At 71.2% G+C, this 17,191-nt stretch carries 17 protein-coding genes, 1 pseudogene and 1 riboswitch; of the genes and pseudogenes, 10 read left to right on the top strand and 8 right to left on the bottom strand.

Features of this window, described 5'->3' with window-relative positions:
- Window positions 1-29 precede the first annotated feature (29 nt).
- Window positions 30-1,916, bottom strand: a complete 1,887-nt coding sequence (locus EES42_RS12185; RefSeq protein WP_124718142.1) for an anthranilate synthase family protein — start codon at window positions 1,914-1,916, stop codon at window positions 30-32.
- A 253-nt stretch (window positions 1,917-2,169) separates the two neighbouring features.
- On the opposite strand from EES42_RS12185, the gene EES42_RS12195 reads away from it, so the two are divergent.
- Window positions 2,170-3,516, top strand: a complete 1,347-nt coding sequence (locus EES42_RS12195; protein ID WP_164495226.1) for a class II 3-deoxy-7-phosphoheptulonate synthase — start codon at window positions 2,170-2,172, stop codon at window positions 3,514-3,516.
- A 170-nt stretch (window positions 3,517-3,686) separates the two neighbouring features.
- Window positions 3,687-3,989, top strand: coding sequence for a (2Fe-2S)-binding protein (locus EES42_RS46085; RefSeq protein ID WP_241196362.1), 303 nt, complete (start codon window positions 3,687-3,689; stop codon window positions 3,987-3,989).
- 19 nt (window positions 3,990-4,008) lie between these two features.
- On the opposite strand, the gene bfr is transcribed toward EES42_RS46085, so the two are convergent.
- The gene (bfr, locus tag EES42_RS12205; RefSeq protein WP_124718145.1) at window positions 4,009-4,488 is read right to left on the bottom strand and encodes a bacterioferritin; all 480 of its coding nucleotides are present in this window, start codon (window positions 4,486-4,488) and stop codon (window positions 4,009-4,011) included.
- Window positions 4,489-4,642: 154 nt separating this feature from the next.
- On the opposite strand from bfr, the gene EES42_RS12210 reads away from it, so the two are divergent.
- Complete coding sequence (locus tag EES42_RS12210) at window positions 4,643-5,275, top strand: sulfite oxidase-like oxidoreductase (protein ID WP_124718146.1); 633 nt, start codon at window positions 4,643-4,645, stop codon at window positions 5,273-5,275.
- 45 nt (window positions 5,276-5,320) lie between these two features.
- On the opposite strand, the gene EES42_RS12215 is transcribed toward EES42_RS12210, so the two are convergent.
- The 6 genes from EES42_RS12215 to thiO form a co-directional block, all read right to left on the bottom strand.
- Window positions 5,321-5,812: a DUF4396 domain-containing protein gene (locus EES42_RS12215; protein ID WP_124718523.1), complete on the bottom strand. Its 492-nt coding sequence runs from the start codon at window positions 5,810-5,812 to the stop codon at window positions 5,321-5,323.
- Window positions 5,813-5,921: 109 nt separating this feature from the next.
- Window positions 5,922-6,800: a deoxyribonuclease IV gene (locus EES42_RS12220; RefSeq protein WP_124718147.1), complete on the bottom strand. Its 879-nt coding sequence runs from the start codon at window positions 6,798-6,800 to the stop codon at window positions 5,922-5,924.
- Between the two features lie 6 nt (window positions 6,801-6,806).
- Window positions 6,807-8,711, bottom strand: a complete 1,905-nt coding sequence (gene pknB / locus EES42_RS12225; RefSeq protein WP_124718148.1) for a Stk1 family PASTA domain-containing Ser/Thr kinase — start codon at window positions 8,709-8,711, stop codon at window positions 6,807-6,809.
- A gap of 112 nt (window positions 8,712-8,823) precedes the next feature.
- On the bottom strand, window positions 8,824-9,618 hold the full coding sequence (locus EES42_RS12230; RefSeq protein WP_124718149.1) for a thiazole synthase: 795 nt from the start codon (window positions 9,616-9,618) through the stop codon (window positions 8,824-8,826).
- A gap of 2 nt (window positions 9,619-9,620) precedes the next feature.
- Window positions 9,621-9,839, bottom strand: coding sequence for a sulfur carrier protein ThiS (gene thiS, locus EES42_RS12235; RefSeq protein WP_124718150.1), 219 nt, complete (start codon window positions 9,837-9,839; stop codon window positions 9,621-9,623).
- Window positions 9,836-11,020, bottom strand: coding sequence for a glycine oxidase ThiO (gene thiO / locus EES42_RS12240; protein ID WP_124718151.1), 1,185 nt, complete (start codon window positions 11,018-11,020; stop codon window positions 9,836-9,838). Before thiO ends, thiS begins: the two co-directional genes overlap by 4 nt.
- Window positions 11,018-11,130, bottom strand: a riboswitch (TPP riboswitch). Its footprint overlaps the gene before it by 3 nt.
- Before the next feature lie 51 nt (window positions 11,131-11,181).
- Between thiO and EES42_RS12245 the strand changes: the two genes are divergently transcribed.
- The 7 genes and pseudogenes from EES42_RS12245 to EES42_RS46090 form a co-directional block, all read left to right on the top strand.
- The gene (locus EES42_RS12245; protein ID WP_124718152.1) at window positions 11,182-11,526 is read left to right on the top strand and encodes a hypothetical protein; all 345 of its coding nucleotides are present in this window, start codon (window positions 11,182-11,184) and stop codon (window positions 11,524-11,526) included.
- Between the two features lie 100 nt (window positions 11,527-11,626).
- Complete coding sequence (locus EES42_RS12250; RefSeq protein WP_241196380.1) at window positions 11,627-12,811, top strand: NAD(P)/FAD-dependent oxidoreductase; 1,185 nt, start codon at window positions 11,627-11,629, stop codon at window positions 12,809-12,811.
- Between the two features lie 112 nt (window positions 12,812-12,923).
- Window positions 12,924-14,672 carry a peptide-N4-asparagine amidase gene (locus EES42_RS12255; protein WP_124718154.1) on the top strand — a complete coding sequence of 583 codons (1,749 nt, stop codon included), beginning with the start codon at window positions 12,924-12,926 and terminating at the stop codon, window positions 14,670-14,672.
- 43 nt (window positions 14,673-14,715) lie between these two features.
- Window positions 14,716-15,081: an Rv2175c family DNA-binding protein gene (locus tag EES42_RS12260; RefSeq protein ID WP_124718155.1), complete on the top strand. Its 366-nt coding sequence runs from the start codon at window positions 14,716-14,718 to the stop codon at window positions 15,079-15,081.
- 105 nt (window positions 15,082-15,186) lie between these two features.
- Window positions 15,187-15,840, top strand: a complete 654-nt coding sequence (gene thiE, locus EES42_RS12265) for a thiamine phosphate synthase (protein ID WP_124718156.1) — start codon at window positions 15,187-15,189, stop codon at window positions 15,838-15,840.
- A gap of 145 nt (window positions 15,841-15,985) precedes the next feature.
- Window positions 15,986-16,903, top strand: coding sequence for a methylenetetrahydrofolate reductase [NAD(P)H] (metF, locus tag EES42_RS12270; protein ID WP_124718157.1), 918 nt, complete (start codon window positions 15,986-15,988; stop codon window positions 16,901-16,903).
- A gap of 49 nt (window positions 16,904-16,952) precedes the next feature.
- Window positions 16,953-17,191 (top strand): annotated as a pseudogene (locus tag EES42_RS46090) (hypothetical protein); the annotation flags it as partial.

Raw genomic sequence — 17,191 nt, forward strand, 5'->3', positions numbered from 1 at the left:
GGGCCCCCGGGATCCCGGGGCCCCCGCCTTCAGCCGGCCACCGGCAACCCCGCCAGCAGCTCCGCCACGATCGCCGCACCGCGCAGCGTCAGCACCGACTCCGGGTGGAACTGCACCGAGGCGAAGCCCGGCCCGCGCAGCGCGTGCAGCTCGCCGGTGGACTCGTCCAGGCTCACCTCGACGCCGTGCGCCGCGAGCTCGTCGACCACCGGACCGTCGCAGCGCGCGGTGAAGCTGTTGTAGAAACCGACCGTCTCCGGCCGCCCGAACAGCTCGATCCGGGTCTGCGCGCCCTGGTACGGCACGGTCTTGCGGACGATCTCCAGCCCCAGCTCCGCCGCGATCAGCTCATGGCCCAGGCAGACCCCCAGCAGGCCGTGCCGGTGGTCACGGACCAGCTCCGCGGCGAGCCCGCGCATCAGCCGCATCTTCGGATCGCCGGTGTCGCCCGGATTCCCCGGCCCGGGGCCCAGCACGACCGGACCGGTGTGCGCCCGCACCAGCTCGCGCAGCCCCGGCTCGTCGTAGCGGTGCACCGACACATCGAGGCCCGAGGAGCGCAGCAGATGCGCCAGCATCGCGGTGAAGGTGTCCTCCCCGTCGATCACCAGCGCCCGGCCGGACAGCTCGTGGGTGCGCTCCTGCATCCGCAGCCAGAACGGCGCGAGCCCGTCCCGCCGGGCGTCCAGCGCCGCCCGCACCCGCGGGTCGTCCGCCAGTTGCGGCCGGGCCGCCTCGTCCACCGGCCGGCCGGGCCGCACCCCGAGCGCGGTGAGCACCCCGGCCGCCTTCGCATGGGTCTCGGCGACCTCGCCGTCCGGATCGGAGTGACGCACCAGGGTCGCCCCGACCGGCACCCGCAGCCGGCCGCCGGCCGAGATGTCGGCGGTACGGATCAGGATCGGCGAATCCAGGGTCTGCGCCCCGCCCGGCTCCTGCCGCAGCAGCGCCAGGGCCCCCGCGTAGTAGCCGCGCCCGCCGGGCTCGTACCGCTCGATGACCCGGCAGGCGTTCTGGACCGGGGAGCCGGTGACCGTGGCCGCGAACATGGTCTCCTTCAGCACCTCCCGCACATCCAGCGAGGAACGCCCGCGCAGCTCGTACTCCGTATGGGCGAGATGGGCCATCTCCTTGAGCCGCGGTCCGATCACCACCCCGCCCATGTCGCCGACGGTGCACATCATCTTGAGCTCCTCGTCGACCACCATGGAGAGCTCCTCGGTCTCCTTGCGGTCGGCGAGGAAGGTCAGCAGGCTCTCCGCGGTCGGGCCCTCGGCGGGGTAGCGGTACGTCCCGCTGATCGGGTTCATCACGACCGTTCCGCCGGACATCCGCACATGGACCTCCGGGCTGGCGCCGACCAGCGTCCTGTCCCCGGTGTGCACGACGAAGGTCCAGTACGCGCCCCGCTCCCCGGCCAGCAGCCGCCGGAAGAGCGCCAGCGCGTCGGCCCGCCCGAAGCCCGGGATCTCGCCCTCGAAGGTCCGCCGGACGACGAAGTTCGCGCCCTCGCCCTGCCCGATCTCGTCCTCGACGACCCGCCGGACGATCCCGGCGTACTCCTCGTCCGGCACGTCGAAGGCGCCGCCCTCGACCCGCACCTCGCGCACCGGCAGCCGGTCCAGCACCTCGGCGAGCGGCAGCTCGTACGTCTCCTCGGCGACCAGCACGGACAGCGGAGTCCCGTCGTCGCGCACATCGAAGCCGCGCTCGGCGATCTGCCGGAACGGCACCAGGGCGAGCGAGGGCTGTTCACCGACCGGGAGACCGGCGAGCCGGTCCGCTTCCCGCACCCGGCCGATCAGCACCTCGACGGTGTCCTGGTCGTGGCCGGGGGTGCGCCTGCGCAGCAGCGCGAACGGCGGGCAGCCGTCACTCAGGAGCCGGTCGATGACGGCATCGGTGCGGTGATCCATGGGGTTGTTCCTTCCGGACGGAGGAACGGCTCCCGAAAACGCGGAGAAGGCCGCCCCTCGGGCGGCCTTCGCGTGGTCTGTCGCGCGCGATTGTCAGTGGGCCGCCGGATGAGCGGTCCACCACCAGTTCTGGTTTGTCTGCGCGAACATGTTCCGAACCCTAGCGGACGCCGGTCTCGTCCGAGCGCGTGTCTCATCTATTGAGCCTGTGGATGGACCCACCGCCGAACCCCGTAATGTTGAGGATGTGACCGTGAACGCCAATACCTCCGTCGCCGGTGGCCACACCTGGCGAGACCTTCCCGCGGCGCAGCAGCCCGAGTACCCCGATGCCGAGGCTCTGCGCGATGTACTCGCGGACCTCACGTCGTATCCGCCCCTCGTGTTCGCGGGCGAGTGCGACCAGCTGCGCGCCCGCATGGGAGCCGTCGCCAAGGGCGAGGCGTTCCTGCTGCAGGGCGGTGACTGCGCCGAGGCCTTCGACGCCGTGTCGGCCGACCACATCCGGGCCAAGCTGAAGACGCTGCTCCAGATGAGCGCCGTCCTCACGTACGCGGCCTCCGTGCCCGTGGTCAAGGTGGGCCGGATCGCCGGGCAGTACTCCAAGCCGCGCTCCAAGCCGACCGAGACCCGTGACGGCGTCACCCTGCCGACCTACCGCGGCGACTCCGTCAACGGCTTCGCCTTCACCGAGAAGGACCGCGTCCCGGACCCCGAGCGGCTGAAGCAGATGTACCACGCATCCGCTTCCACGCTGAACCTGGTCCGAGCCTTCACCACCGGCGGTTACGCCGACCTGCGCCAGGTGCACGCCTGGAACCAGGACTTCGTGAAGTCGTCCCCGTCCGGCCAGCGCTACGAGGCGCTCGCCCGCGAGATCGACAACGCGCTGAACTTCATGAAGGCGTGCGGCACGGACCCGGCCGAGTTCAAGGCGGTCGAGTTCTACTCCTCGCACGAGGGCCTGCTGCTGGACTACGAGTCGGCGCTGACCCGCACCGACTCGCGCACCGGCGAGCTGTACGACACCTCCGGCCACATGGTCTGGATCGGTGAGCGCACCCGCCAGATGGACGGCGCGCACATCGAGTTCGCCTCGAAGATCCGCAACCCCATCGGCATCAAGCTCGGCCCGACCACCACGGTCGACGAGGCGCTCGGCTACATCGACCGCCTCGACCCCGAGCGCGAGCCCGGCCGGCTGACCTTCATCGTCCGGATGGGCGCCGACAAGGTCCGCGACAAGCTCCCGGCCCTGGTCGAGAAGGTCACCGCCTCCGGCGCCACCGTGGCGTGGGTGACCGACCCGATGCACGGCAACACCTTCGAGGCCGCCTCCGGCCACAAGACGCGCCGCTTCGACGACGTCCTGGACGAGGTCAAGGGCTTCTTCGAGGTGCACAAGGGCCTCGGCACGCACCCGGGCGGCATCCACGTCGAGCTCACCGGTGACGACGTCACCGAGTGCGTGGGCGGCGGACACGAGATCTTCGTGGACGATCTGCACCAGCGCTACGAGACGGCCTGCGACCCGCGGCTCAACCGCAGCCAGTCCCTCGACCTGGCGTTCCTGGTCGCCGAGATGTACCGGGACCAGTAGGCATCACCGCAGGCAGCGGACGTACGACTGTGGGGCACGGATCGATGTGATCCGTGCCCCACAGGGCGTCCGGAGGCTTTTAACGCCCCTGGGTGCCGGGTAAGGTTAGGTTAGCCTCACCGATAAACGGGGTGGCAGCGAACGACCGATCCCGCCGGGAGGTGAACCGCGTGTACGTCTGCTCATGCTTCGGCATCACGGAGAAGCAGGTCAAGGAACATGCGGACGCCGGGGCCTGTACGCCCAGGCAGATAGCCTCCGCCTGCAAGGCGGGCACGGACTGCGGCGGCTGCGTCCGGGCCATCCAGGCGATGCTCGGCCGCGGTGCCTGCCCGCGCCGCGAACTGCTCGACCGCAAGCGGACGCCCGGCGCCGCTGACGACACCGTCACGGGCGCCGGATCCGGCCCCGGAACCGAACCGGGCATCGCCCCCGGCATGGCACCGGGAATCGCGCTTCCCGACGCGGCCTGACCGTTTCGCCGGTGCCGGCCTAGCTGTCCGGCTGCTCGATCAGCTGGGCGATGTAGAGCGGCTCACCGAGCTTCTCGACCAGTTCCAGCTGGGTGTCGAGGTAGTCGATGTGGTGCTCCTCGTCCGCCAGGATCGACTCGAAGATGTTCGCGGACGTGATGTCGCCCTTGCCGCGCATCAGCTCGATCCCGCGCTTGAGGCGGTCGATCGCCTCCACCTCGACCTGGCGGTCCGCCTGGAACATCTCGGTGACCGTCTGGCCCACCCGCACATGGAACAGCCGCTGGTAGTTGGGCAGTCCGTCGAGGAAGAGGATCCGGTCCGTGAGGATCTCGGCGTGCTTCATCTCGTCGAACGACTCGGAGCGGGTGTACTTCGCGAGTTTCGTCCAGCCGAAGTTGTCCTGCATCTTCGCATGCAGGAAGTACTGATTGATGGCAGTCAATTCTGCGGTCAGCTGCTCGTTCAGGAACTCAAGGACCTCGGGGTCGCCCTGCATCGCAGAGGCTCCTTCCAACCGGTGAACTGGCAAGTTGGCCGCATCTTCGCATCGCACCCGATGGCCGTCCAGTAAGTGCAGGCTTACTGTGAGTTGCCCGAATTGCCCCCCGCCCTGGTCGGGACCACCCCTGCCTGTCTGTCACCATGGAGACATGGGTCAGCCGGAAAGCCGGGAACAAAGCGCGTCAGAGCAGTCCGAGCTTCCGCCGGGCCAGCGACTCCAGCGCGGTTGGCCGGTTACCCACTACGGGCCCGTGCCGAAGTTCAAGCCGGACCGCTGGGAGTTCCGGGTCTTCGGGGCCACCGCGGACGGCGAGAAGCACTGCTGGAACCATCAGGAATTCTCGGTGCTGCCGTTCGCCTCGGTCGTCGCCGACCTGCACTGCGTCACCAAATTCAGCATGATCGGTGCCGAATGGGGCGGAGTCCTCGCCCGTACGGTCCTGGAACTCGCGCCGCCCGCGCCGAACGTCACCCACGTGATGGTCTGGGCCGAGTACGGATTCAGTTCGAATCTGCGGCTCTCCGACTTCGCCTCGGACCGAACACTTTTCGCCACCCACAAGGGTGGGGAGCTGCTCACCGCCGAGCACGGTTTCCCGCTCCGCCTCGTCGTGCCGCATCTCTATGCCTGGAAGGGGCCCAAGTGGGTCCGGGGCGTCGAGTACATGACGACCGACCGCCGGGGCTTCTGGGAGGAGCGCGGTTACCACAACATCGGTGACCCGTGGAGCGAGCAGCGGTACTCCTACCAGGAAGAGCCCGGGGACGGCCCCGAGCTCTGATCCCGGCGGCTCCCGGGGTCGGTCCGTCCCGTCCCGCCCCGTTTCTCAGTGGTGGTACTGGTGCACCACCGCATGCCCCTTGCCCCGGCCGATCATCCACTTGTTGACCGGTGTGGTGACGACGAAGGCGACGGCGAGCGAGATCGCGAGCGCGCCCCAGAACAGCGTGTCGGCGAGCGTGGCGTCCATGGCGCCCGGCCAGAGCGCGATCACGCCGTTGTCGATCAGCTCCATCACCGCGATGGACAGGGTGTCGGCGGCGAAAGCGACCCTCAGCGCCGTACGGAAGTCGACGCCGGCCTTCAGGATGGAGCGCAGGGTCAGCGAGTAGCCGAAGAAGAAGGCCAGGACGATCGCGAGGACCATCGTCTCCATGTTGCCCCAGCCGAGCGCCGTGCCGATCACCATGCCGAGGATCTCGCCGATGGCGCATCCGGTGAGGCAGTGCAGCGTGGCCCGGGCGGCCATGGACCAGCTCGCCCCGCCGGGGTGATGGGCGGCGTGGGCGGTGTGGGCTGCGTGATCCGCATGGTCCATGTGCCGGCCGTGCTGGTCGTGGTGTGTGTCGTGCTGCATGGTGAACCCCCGGACGTCGAGTAGCGGCTCCTGCCGACAGCAGGAACCGTATACCCCCACGGGGTATTCCTCAATGGGTCGGGGAACAACGTCGGCCCAGGTCGCGCAGCCCCTTCAGCCGCGCCACATCCGCCGCGTGGCCTTCCTTGCCACCCGGGGTCTCGATGATCAGCGGTACGCCCTCGGTGGCCGGGTGCGAGAAGAGCTCACGGAAGGGTTCCTCGCCGATGTGCCCGGCGCCGATGTTCTCGTGCCGGTCCTTGTGGGCTCCCACCACGTCCTTGGAGTCATTGGCGTGGATCAGTTTCAGCCGGCCCTCGCCGACCGTCGCCACCAGCTGGTCCAGGGTCTGCCGCATGCCCACCGGGCCGGTCAGGTCGTGGCCCGCCGCGTAGATGTGGCAGGTGTCGAGGCAGATGCCGAGCTTGGGGTGGGCGTCGAGCGCGTCGAAGTACGGGCCGAAGTCCCAGGTCCGCGAGCAGAGCGAGAACCCCTGCCCGGCGGTCGACTCCAGCAGCAGATACGGGTCGTCGTCGTGCGTCAGCTCGTCCAGCAGCGGCCGCATGTGCGTGCGTACCTGCGCGAGGGCCTGCTCGCGCGGTCGGCCGCCGGTCGCCGACCCGGTGTGCACCACGACGCCCAGGGCGCCGATCTCGCGGGCCCGGCGCAGCGAGTGGCGCAGCGAGTCCACGGACTTCTCCACGGTCGCCCCGGTGTGCGACCCGAAGTTGATCAGATACGGGGCGTGGACGTACGCCGGTACGGACGCGGCGGCGCACTCGGCGCGGAACCGCTCGTCCTGGGCCGGGTTGCCGACCGGGGTCGCCCAGCCGCGCGGGTTGGCGACGAAGACCTGGACGGCCTCCGCCCCCATCTCGCGGGCGTAGGGGAGGCCGACCTTGGCGAGGCCGCCGGCCACCGGAATGTGGCCGCCGACTGGGTTGCGCATATGGATCTAGAGTCCCTTGGTCTTGATGGTGATGGTGCTGCCCTCGGGGGCCTGCTCGCCGCCGTCGACGGACTGGCTCGCGATGGTGTCACTGAAGGACAGGAACGGGCGGTCGACCTTGACCTCGAAGCCCGCGTCCTTCAGTTCGCTCGTGGCTTCGTCGACGTCCTTGCCGGTGACGTCGGGGACGTCGATCATCCGCGGCCCGTCGGAGACCGTGAGCTCGATGGTGTCGCCCTCGGCGGCCTCGGCACCCTCGCCCGGCGACTGCCGGGCGATGTCGCCCGCGACCTCGGGGGAATTGACCCGGTCGGGCAGCACCTTGGCCTTCAGCCCCTCGTCCGCCAGCGCGGCGGTGGCGTCCTCGACGGACAGTCCGCTGACGTCGGGGACGTCCACCGGAGCGCCCTTGCTGACATGGAGCGCGACCGCCGAGTCCGGGTGGCGCTCGGTGCCCGCCGCGGGGTCCGTACGGATCACATCGCCCCGGACCGTCTCCTCGCTGAACTCCTTGGTGATCATGCCCGGCACCAGACCGGCCTTCTTCAGCTCACGCCTGGCGTCGGCGATCGAGAGATCCCGGAGGTCGGGCACCTTCACGATCTCGGGGCCGCGCGAGACGACGAGCTTCACCGCGTCGTTGCCCCTGATGCGGTCACCGGACTCCGGATCGCTGCTGATGACCTTGCCGCGGTCCACGGTGTCGCTGTACGCCCGCTCGACGCCCTTGAGCTCCAGGCCGGCCTTCGAGAGCCGCTGCCGGGCGTCCTTCTCGGTCTGGCCGAGCAGCAGGGGGACCTGGGTGAACTGGCCGGAGTTGATGTACCAGACACCGGTGCCGATCCCCAGTGCCAGCAGCACGGCGACGACCACGGCGACGACCGAGCGCCGCGGCCCGCGGCGGCGCCGGTCCTGCGGCGCGGCCGGCGGGGGCACCTCCAGCCGGCTGGTGTGGTGCGAGACGCCCTGGCCGGCCGGGAGCAGCCGCGGTATCACGCTGGTGCGGTCCTCGGCGGCGTCGTGCGTCTCGGCGGTGGCCTGCGGCGGTACGGCGTCCAGCTGGGCATCGGTGAGGCCGGAGCGGGCCGCACGGGTCTCGGCGAGCAGCGCCACCGCGTCGAACGGGCGGGCCTCGGGGTTGCGGGCGGTGGCGCTCGCCACCAGGTCGTCCAGCCCGGCCGGGAGCCCCGGGACGGCGGCCGACGGCGCCGGAACGGGCTCGTTGAGGTGCTGGTAGAGGACCTGGGCGGGGGTTTCGCCGCCGTGCGGCTTGGAGCCGGTCAGCATCTCGTACAGGACGACGCCGCAGGCGTACACATCGGTGCGGGTGTCCGCCGTGCCGTCCTCTATCTGCTCGGGGGCGAGATAGGAGACCGTGCCCAGGACGGACCCGGTGGTGTTCGTGACGGTGCCCACCGCGCGCACGAGGCCGAAGTCGGCGACCTTGACCCGGCCGTCGTCCCCTATCAGGACGTTCTCCGGCTTCATGTCGCGGTGCACGAACCCCGCCCGGTGCGCGGCGCCGAGCGCGGCGAGGACCGGCTCCAGGATGTCCAGCGCGGCCCTCGGCTGGAGGGCGCCGCGATCGCGCAGCACGTCGCGCAGAGTGCAGCCCGCGACGTACTCCATCGCCAGGTAGACGTACTGCCCCTGGGCGCCCTGGTCGAAGACCGCGACCACATTGGGGTGCGCGAGCCGGGCCACCGACTTGGCCTCGCGGATGAAGCGCTCGACGAACGAGGCGTCGGTCGCCAGCGCCGGGTGCATCACCTTGAGGGCGAGCACCCGGTCCAGCCGGGTGTCCACGGCCCGGTAGACCGTGGCCATGCCGCCCACGGCGATGCGGGCATCGACGCGGTAGCGGCCGTCGAGCAGCTGCCCGACAAGAGGGTCCTGGAGGGTCGTATCCACGCAGGCGAGTCTACGAGCCGCCACGGACACGACCCACGGGCCGGGGCGGTCCCGGGGCCGTACTGAAGCCGAGCCGTGACAGGAACACGCGTTCCACCGCCGTACCGGCGGCTCAGAAGGCCGGGCGTTCCGGGTCCAGCACCGCCCGTCCCTCCACCGGCGACGACGCCTCGGCGAAGTGGCGGCGCGGAATCCGCCCGGCCCGGTACGCCAGCCGCCCGCCCTCCACCGCACGGCGCATCGCCGCCGCCATCAGCTCGGGCTCCTGGGCCCGGGTCACCGCGGACGCCAGCATCACCGCCGCGCACCCCAGCTCCATCGCGAGCGCCGCGTCGGAGGCCGTCCCGGCGCCCGCGTCCAGGATCACCGGCACCCGGGCCTGCTCGACGATCAGCCGGAAGTTGTGCGGATTGCGGATGCCGAGCCCGGAGCCGATGGGGGAGCCGAGCGGCATCACCGCCGCGCACCCCACGTCCTGGAGCCTGCGCGCCAGCACCGGGTCGTCATTGGTGTACGGCAGCACGGTGAAGCCGTCGTCCACCAGGATCTCCGCGGCGTCCAGCAGCTCGATCGGATCGGGCAGCAGGGTCCGCTCGTCGGCCACCACCTCCAGCTTGATCCAGTCGGTGCCGAGCGCCTCGCGGGCCAGCCGGGCGGTCAGCACGGCCTCACCGGCGGTGAAACACCCCGCCGTGTTCGGCAGCACACGGATGGAGAGCCGCTTCAGGACGGAGAGCACCGAGCCCTGGACGGTCGGATCGAGGCGGCGCATCGCGACGGTGGTCAGCTCGGTGCCGGAGGCGGTCAGCGAGCGCTCCAGCACGTCGAGGCCGGCCGCCCCGCCCGTCCCCATGATCAGCCGGGAACCGAACGTGGCGTCGCCGAGGGTGAAGAGGTCGTCGGACACGGTCAGCCTCCCTGGACCGCGGTCAGGACCTCGACGCGGTCGCCGTCACGGAGCACGGCGGTGGACCACCGGCCGCGCGGTACGACGGTCTCGTTGACGGCGGCCGCGACACCGGTGTGCGCGGTGGTGAGCGTGGCGACGAGTGACGCCAGGGTGGTGCCCGCGGCGACGGGACGGGCCTCGCCGTTCACGGACACGGTGGGCGGTGCGGACTCGGTCATACGGGCTGCTCCTGACGTACGGAGGCGGCGGCGGAGGAGAAACGGTGCGGGGTGAACGGGCGGGCCGGCTCGGGCGGCTCGCCGCCGGTGAGGAGCTCCGCCATGACGTCGCCGGTGATGGGGGTGAGCAGCACCCCGTTGCGGTGGTGGCCGGTGGCGAGGTGGAGGCCGGGCAGGGCGGTGGGGCCCAGCAGCGGGGCGTTGTCGGGGGAGGCGGGGCGCAGCCCGGCCAGGGTCTCGGTGAGCGGCAGCTCGGTGATGCCGGGGACCAGTTCGTGGGCGTCCCGCAGCAGCTCGTAGACGCCGCCCGCGGTGACCGTGGTGTCCCAGCCCATCTCCTCGCTGGTGGCTCCGACGACCAGCTCGCCGTTCTCGCGCGGTACGAGGTAGAGGTGGCCGCCCCGGACCACGGCCCGGACCGTCCGGCTCAGGAACGGCGCGTACCCGGCGGGCACGGTCAGCCGCACCACCTGGCCCTTCACCGGCCGGACCGGTGGCACGACCTCGTCCGGCAGCCCGGGCAGCCGCCCGCTGAGGCTTCCCGCGGCGAGCACGACCTGGTCGGCCGCCAGCTCCGTATCCCCGGCGAGCACCGCCCCGGAGGCCCTGCCGCCCACCACGCTCAGACGCTCCACCCAGCCGCGGTGGAAGACCACCCCGGCCCGTTCGCAGGCGGTCAGCAGGGCGGCGGCCAGCCGGCGGGGATCGATCTGGTGGTCGCCGTCGACCCGCAGACCGCCCCGGACGCCCGGCGCGAGCATCGGCTCCAGCCGACGGCACTCACGGCCGGTGAGCCACTCCGATCCGAGGCCCGAACGCTGCTGGAGGGCGTGCAGATCCCGCAGGTGGGCACGGTCGTCGGAGTCCAGCGCGACGGCCAGGGTGCCGCAGGTGCGAAAGCCGGTCTCCTGACCGCTCGCCGCCTCCAGCTCGGCCACGAAGGCCGGATAGCGGGCCGCCGAGGCGACGTTGAGGCCCAGCAGCAGCTGCTCGCCGTAGTGGAGTTCGGTGACGGCGGCCAGCATGCCGGCCGCCACCCGGGCGGCGCCGCCGCCCGGTTCGGGGTCGGCGACCGCCGTGCGCAGTCCGCGCTGCGCGGCCCGCCAGGCCGTCACCAGACCGATGATCCCGCCCCCGATGACGAGGACATCGGATCCGTTCTCGTTCCGAGAAGAACGCATGGGCTTCCAGCCCCTCCCTTCGCCGGCATGACCCGGATCAGGTTCGTACGGTCGGAGGCCGCCCAGCCTCCCTCTCAGCCCGGTGCGTCCGGGCTCCCGCGAGTGTTTTACGTTGGCCACCCTAAACCCAGTCCCGCCGGCCCAGTAAGGGAGCAGTCACCGTGGCCCGTTCGCTCGACGGACTCGTCCTGGCCCCGGTCGCCGACCAGGCGCCCGGCCAGGTCGGTACCCGTACCCGCTTCACGTACCACGAGGGGGACGGCCGGATCTGGGCCGATTACGCGGGCGGTGACGTGGTGCGTGGCCATCTCGTCGGCACCCGGGACGGTGACACCCTCGACTTCCGGTACGTCCAGCTGAAGCGGGACGGGACGACCTCCTGCGGCCACTGCGTCTCCACCGTCGTCGACCTCCCGGACGGCCGGGTCCGGCTGGACGAGCGGTGGGCGTGGGAGTCGCAGGAGGGCAGCGGGACGAGCACGGTCGAGGAACTCGCCCTTTCCTGACGATCAATCAGGTGCTTATGGTGTACGGGTGAGCGATCAGCAGCAGTCAGAGCAGCCGGACCGGCGGGCAGGACGCCGCGTCGTCGTCGTCGGTGCGGGCATGGCCGGGGTGCAGACCGCGGTGGCCCTGCGGGAGCAGGGCTTCACCGGCCCCGTCACCCTGATCGGCGCCGAACCGCACCAGCCCTACGACCGGCCCCCGCTGTCCAAGGCGGTGCTGCTCGGCAAGGCCGAGGACTCAGCCTTCGACATCGACTTCGAGGCGCTGGAGATCGAGCTGCACCTGGGGCGCGAGGTGACCGGTGTCCGGCCGGACGCGCACGAACTGGACACCCCGGAAGGGCCCGTTCCGTACGACGCCCTGGTGATCGCGACCGGTGCCGAACCGGTCGTCCTGCCCGGCACCGAGGGCGTTCCCGGCGTCCATCTGCTGCGCACCCTCGACGACGCGGCACGGCTGCGGCCGGTCCTCGACGAGCAGCACCGCGTCGTGGTCGTCGGCGCGGGCTGGATCGGCGCCGAGTTCGCCACCGCGGCCCGCGCCGCCGGCTGCGCGGTCACCGTCGTCGAGGCCGCCGACCGGCCCCTGGCGGGCGCGATGCCCGCGGAGGTCGCCGCCCCGATGGCCGCCTGGTACGCGGAGACCGGCGCCGAACTCCTCACCGGGGCCCGGGTCGACCGCATCGAGCCGGGCCGGGTGGTCCTCGCGGACGGGCGTACCGTCCCGGCCGGAGCGGTCGTCGTCGGAATCGGCGCCCGCCCCGCCACCGGCTGGCTGGCCGGCTCCGGCATCGCGCTCGGCCCCGACGGATCGGTGACCGCCGACGGTGCGCTGCGCACCTCGGCGCCCGATGTGTACGCGGTGGGCGACTGCGCCTCGTTCCCCTCCGCCCGGTACGGCGAACGCCTGCTCGTCCACCACTGGGACAACGCGCTCCAGGGCCCGCGCACCGCCGCCGCCAACATCATCGGCGCGGCGGCCGGCGACGCCCCGGAGCCGGTGACGTACGACCCCGTGCCGTACTTCTGGTCCGAGCAGTTCGGCCGGTTCGTGCAGTACGCGGGCCATCACGGGAGCGCCGACACCCTGCTGTGGCGCGGCGATCCGGCCGGACCCGCCTGGTCGGTGTGCTGGCTGCGGGACGACGTGCTGGTCGCGGTGCTCGCCGTCGGGCGGCCGCGCGACCTGGCCCAGGGGCGCAAGCTCATCGAGGCGGGGGCGCGGCTCGATCCGGAACGGGCCGCCGACCCGGCCGTACCGCTGAAGTCGGCGATCCGTCAGTAGCGTGCCGCAGGGCGTGCGGGGGTGTCCGGAATGCGGGCAACCCCTTGGACGGCGGCCGGAATTGGTGCACTGTACATCTTTTGGATCACCGACTCGTTCCCGAAGGAAGCACATGTTCCGACACAGATGGGTCCGCGCCCTGCGCCGGATCTCCGTGGTCTCGGCCTCGATAGCCCTGGCCGGCGGCGCCCTCGCCGTTCCGGCCGACGCGGGCAGCGCCCCGAAGCCCGGCTCCAACCCGGCCGTCGACTACCAGGACCCGGTCGACGCGCTGCCGCCGGTCTCCCGGCCGGACACCGGACACTGCGCGGTCACGGCCGTCGACCACGAATTCGGCAACACCCTCGGCGGGCCGCCGTACACCACCACGCTCACCCCGCCCGACAAGTGCCAGGGCCCCTGGAACAAGGTCGTTCTCGACTGGTCGGCCAGCGTGAAGGGGCGTCAGTACGACCGTCTCGCCGCGGTGTTCGTCGGCGGCGCGGAGATCTTCCGCACCAGCACCGCCGAACCCGACGACGACGGCATCAGCTGGCACGTCGCCAAGGACATCACCGACTTCGCGCCGCTCCTGAAGGACCCGCAGAAGCTCCAGCTGGAACTCGGCAACGTTGTCAACGACACCTACACCGGTGTCTACAAGGTCAAGCTGACGATCACCTACTACCGGGCCGACAAGCGCCACCCGGCCGCGAGCACGGCCGACCGGATCGTCCCCCTCGGCGACACCGGGTCCACCGGCGCCCCCTGGATGACCGTCGGCAAGGGCGGCTCCACCAGTACCGACGTCACCTTCCCGCGCAATCTGACCGCCGCCCGGCTCCAGGTGTACGCCCGCGGCGGCGGCTGCGACGAGCAGTGGTTCGACGCGGTCCCCAGCGACCTCGCCGCCACCGCCCCGGACTACCTCTGCGGCGGCGGCCCCTACCGCGAGGTGCAGATCGCCGTGGACGGGCGGCCCGCGGGCCTCGCCCAGCCGTACCCCGTGGTCTACTCCGGCGGCATCGTGCCGACCCTGTGGCGGCCGGTCCCGGCCATCGACCAGTTCAGGACCGAGGCGTACGACATCGACCTCACCCCGTTCGCCGGTGAACTGGCCGACGGCAGGCCGCACGCCATCAGCATCACCCCGTACGGCGCGGCCGACAGCTGGATCGTCGACGGTTCGCTCTTCCTCCGCACGGACGCGCAGGCGGCCCGGACCGGCGGCAGGGTCACCGTCGACACCCTCACCGACCGGCCGGTGGTGAAGACCGTCCAGACCCCGCGCGGCGACGGCTCCACCCATGTCGCCGTGTCGACCGGGCGCTCCTGGAAGATCTCGGGCTACGTCCGGACCTCGAAGGGCCGGGTCACCACCACCGTCGAGCAGAACTTCTCGTACACCAACGAGGACACGGTCTCCAGGACCGGCCAGCAGCAGACGATGCACCAGCGCGACCACGGCGCCACCACCGTGACGACGAAGACCGGCGCGCGCACCGAGGCCCGGCGGCACGCCTGGTCCTACCCCATCGACGTCGACATGGACACCCCGCTCTACGGCGACTACAACAACTACGAGCTGAAGGCCGCCGTCACCCAGCGCCGAGTGCTTCTCGACACATCCAGGACGGGCCACGCGCAGCGGTGGCGCACGGACGCGGTCACGGACGACACCGTGGACACGACCGGCAGCCTCGCCCGCGAGAACGGCGCGGTCCGGGCCGCGGACGGCGCCTCGTCCGAGACGTACCGGGGCACCACCGACACCGGGGCCTGCTTTTCGCGGTCCCTGACGACCGCGCACGGCTGGGTCACCGGCGACCGGCAGAGCCACTGCAGGGTCCCTGACGTGGTCCGCGAGGCCCTGAAGGGCTGAGTCCGGGTATCGGCTGTCGGTGCGGGATGGCAGGCTTGTCCCCGTGACCGAGATTGACGCAAAGATCGATGCTCTCGTCCCCGCCTGGCTGCACCTGCCCGACATCGCCGAAATGCTCGATGTCCAGGTGACGCGCGTGCGGCAGTTGGTCAAGGAGGGCCAGCTGATCGCCGTACGACGTGGTGAGAACCGGACGCTCCAGGTGCCTGCCGCCTTCATCGACGGCGACAAGGTGGTCAAGGGCCTCTCCGGCACCCTGACGCTCCTGAGGGACGACGGCTACAACGACGAAGAGATGCTTGAGTGGCTCTTCACCCCCGACCCGACCCTGCCCGGCACCCCCGCCCAGGCACTGAGCGAGAATCGCGGCACGGAGGTGAAGCGCCGCGCCCAGGCGCTCGCCGTCTGACGGCCGGCCGTATGTGAGGGGCGGGCCGCGCGAGAGCGCGCGGCCCGCGCCCGCACCGACCGGCGACAACCGCTCCACCACGCTCTCCCAGGGGGGAACCGCACCATGTCCACGCCTCGCGCGCTGCTGTCCGGCGCCCGGCTCTATCTGTGCACGGACGCCCGCAGGCGCCAGGGCGACTTCCCCGAGTTCCTCGACGCCGTCCTCGCCGCCGGGGTGGACATCGTCCAGCTCCGCGACAAGGGCATGGAGGCGGCCGAGGAGCTCGACCATCTGGCCGTCCTCGCCGAGGCGTGCCGGCGCCACGGCAAGCTCCTCGCGGTGAACGACCGGGCCGACGTCGCCCATGCCATCGGCACCGATGTGCTGCACCTCGGCCAGGGCGACCTGCCGGTGCCCGCCGCCCGCGCCGTCATCGGCCAGGACGTGGTGATCGGCCGCTCCACACACGCCCGCTCCGAGGTCGACGCGGCCGTCGCCCAGCCCGGCGTGGACTACTTCTGCACCGGCCCCTGCTGGCCCACCCCGACCAAGCCCGGACGGCATGCCCCGGGCCTGGACCTGGTGCGGTACGCCGCCTCGCTCGACCAGCCGCGGCCCTGGTTCGCCATCGGCGGGATCGACGCCGGCAATCTCGACGAGGTGCTGGACGCCGGCGCCCGCCGGGTGGTCGTCGTCCGGGCGATCACCGAGGCCGCCGACCCGGCCGCCGCCACCGCCGGCCTGGCCAGGAGGATCCGGGAGCGCGCCGCGGCGTGATCCGGCCGACCGGCCGGAAGCGGTCTCCGGCCGCCCGGAGGCGATATCCGGCCGACTGTCCGAGGGACGGACAAACAACCAGTCAATTCGGGCAATTCGCGCTGGTCCGGTCCATCGGCCGTCGAGCTCTGGTTAACCTGCCGGTATGGCCCTTGGCACACCATCCACCAGGACAGATCACGCACGCACGGTGCGTGAGCTCCTCGCGACCGGCAAGACCTCGTACTCGTTCGAGTTCTGGGCGCCCAAGACCGAGAAGGGCGAGCGGAACCTCTGGAACGCGCTGCGCCGGGTCGAGGCGGTGCGGCCGAGCTTCGTCTCCGTGACCTACGGGGCCGGTGGCTCCACCCGGGCCGGGACGGTCAAGGCCACCGAGCAGATCGCGGCCGATTCCACCCTCACCCCGGTCGCCCACCTCACGGCGGTCAACCACTCCGTCGCCGAGCTGCGCAACATGGTCGGGCAGTACGCGGACGCCGGGATCCGGAACATCCTCGCCGTGCGCGGAGACCCGCCGGGCGACCCGATGGGCGAGTGGATCGAGCACCCGCAGGGCGTGCGGTACGCGGCCGATCTCGTCCGGCTCATCAAGGAATCCGGCGATTTCTGTGTCGGCGTCGCGGCATTTCCCGAGATGCACCCGCGATCGACCGACTGGGACACCGACATCCGGCATTTCGTGGACAAGTGCCGCGCCGGTGCCGACTATGCGATCACCCAGATGTTCTTCAATCCGGAGGACTATCTGCGTATGCGTGACCGGGTGGTCGCTGCGGGTTGCGAAACTCCGATCATTCCCGAAGTCATGCCGCTGACCAGCGTCAAACAGTTGGACAGATTTGCGCAGCTCAGCAACGCGTCTTTCCCCTCTTCCCTGAAAGAACGCATCCTCGCCGCCAAGGACGATCCCGCCGCTGTACGCTCCATTGGCATCGACTTCGCAACGCAGTTCTGCGCGAGGCTGCGATCCGAGGGTGTGCCCGGACTGCACTTCATCACGCTCAACAACTCGACGGCGACGCTCGAAATCTACGAAAATCTCGGACTGCACAAGCAGTCGTGACCGGCCGTACCCGCCGCGACCCGGGGGGTGGCCGTAGGAGGGGGCGGGCATGGGCTGGACGGTCCTCTACATCGCGTTCGGAATCGTCGCGCTGTGGCTGCTCGGCGAGGTGCTCCTGCAGTACAAGGCGCGCCTGAGATGGCGTCTGCTCGCCTTCGCGGGCTTCGGCATCGTGGTCGTCGGCGTGCTGATGCCGTCGGTGTTCGTCATCGTCCTCGGCACGATCGCCTTCGCGACCGGCCAGACGTACGTCACGCTCTCCTTCCGGCGCGGGTTCTCCACCGGCTG

Origin of the sequence: Streptomyces sp. ADI95-17 (assembly GCF_003846175.1) — a bacterium.
Lineage (GTDB): Bacteria > Actinomycetota > Actinomycetes > Streptomycetales > Streptomycetaceae > Streptomyces > Streptomyces sanglieri.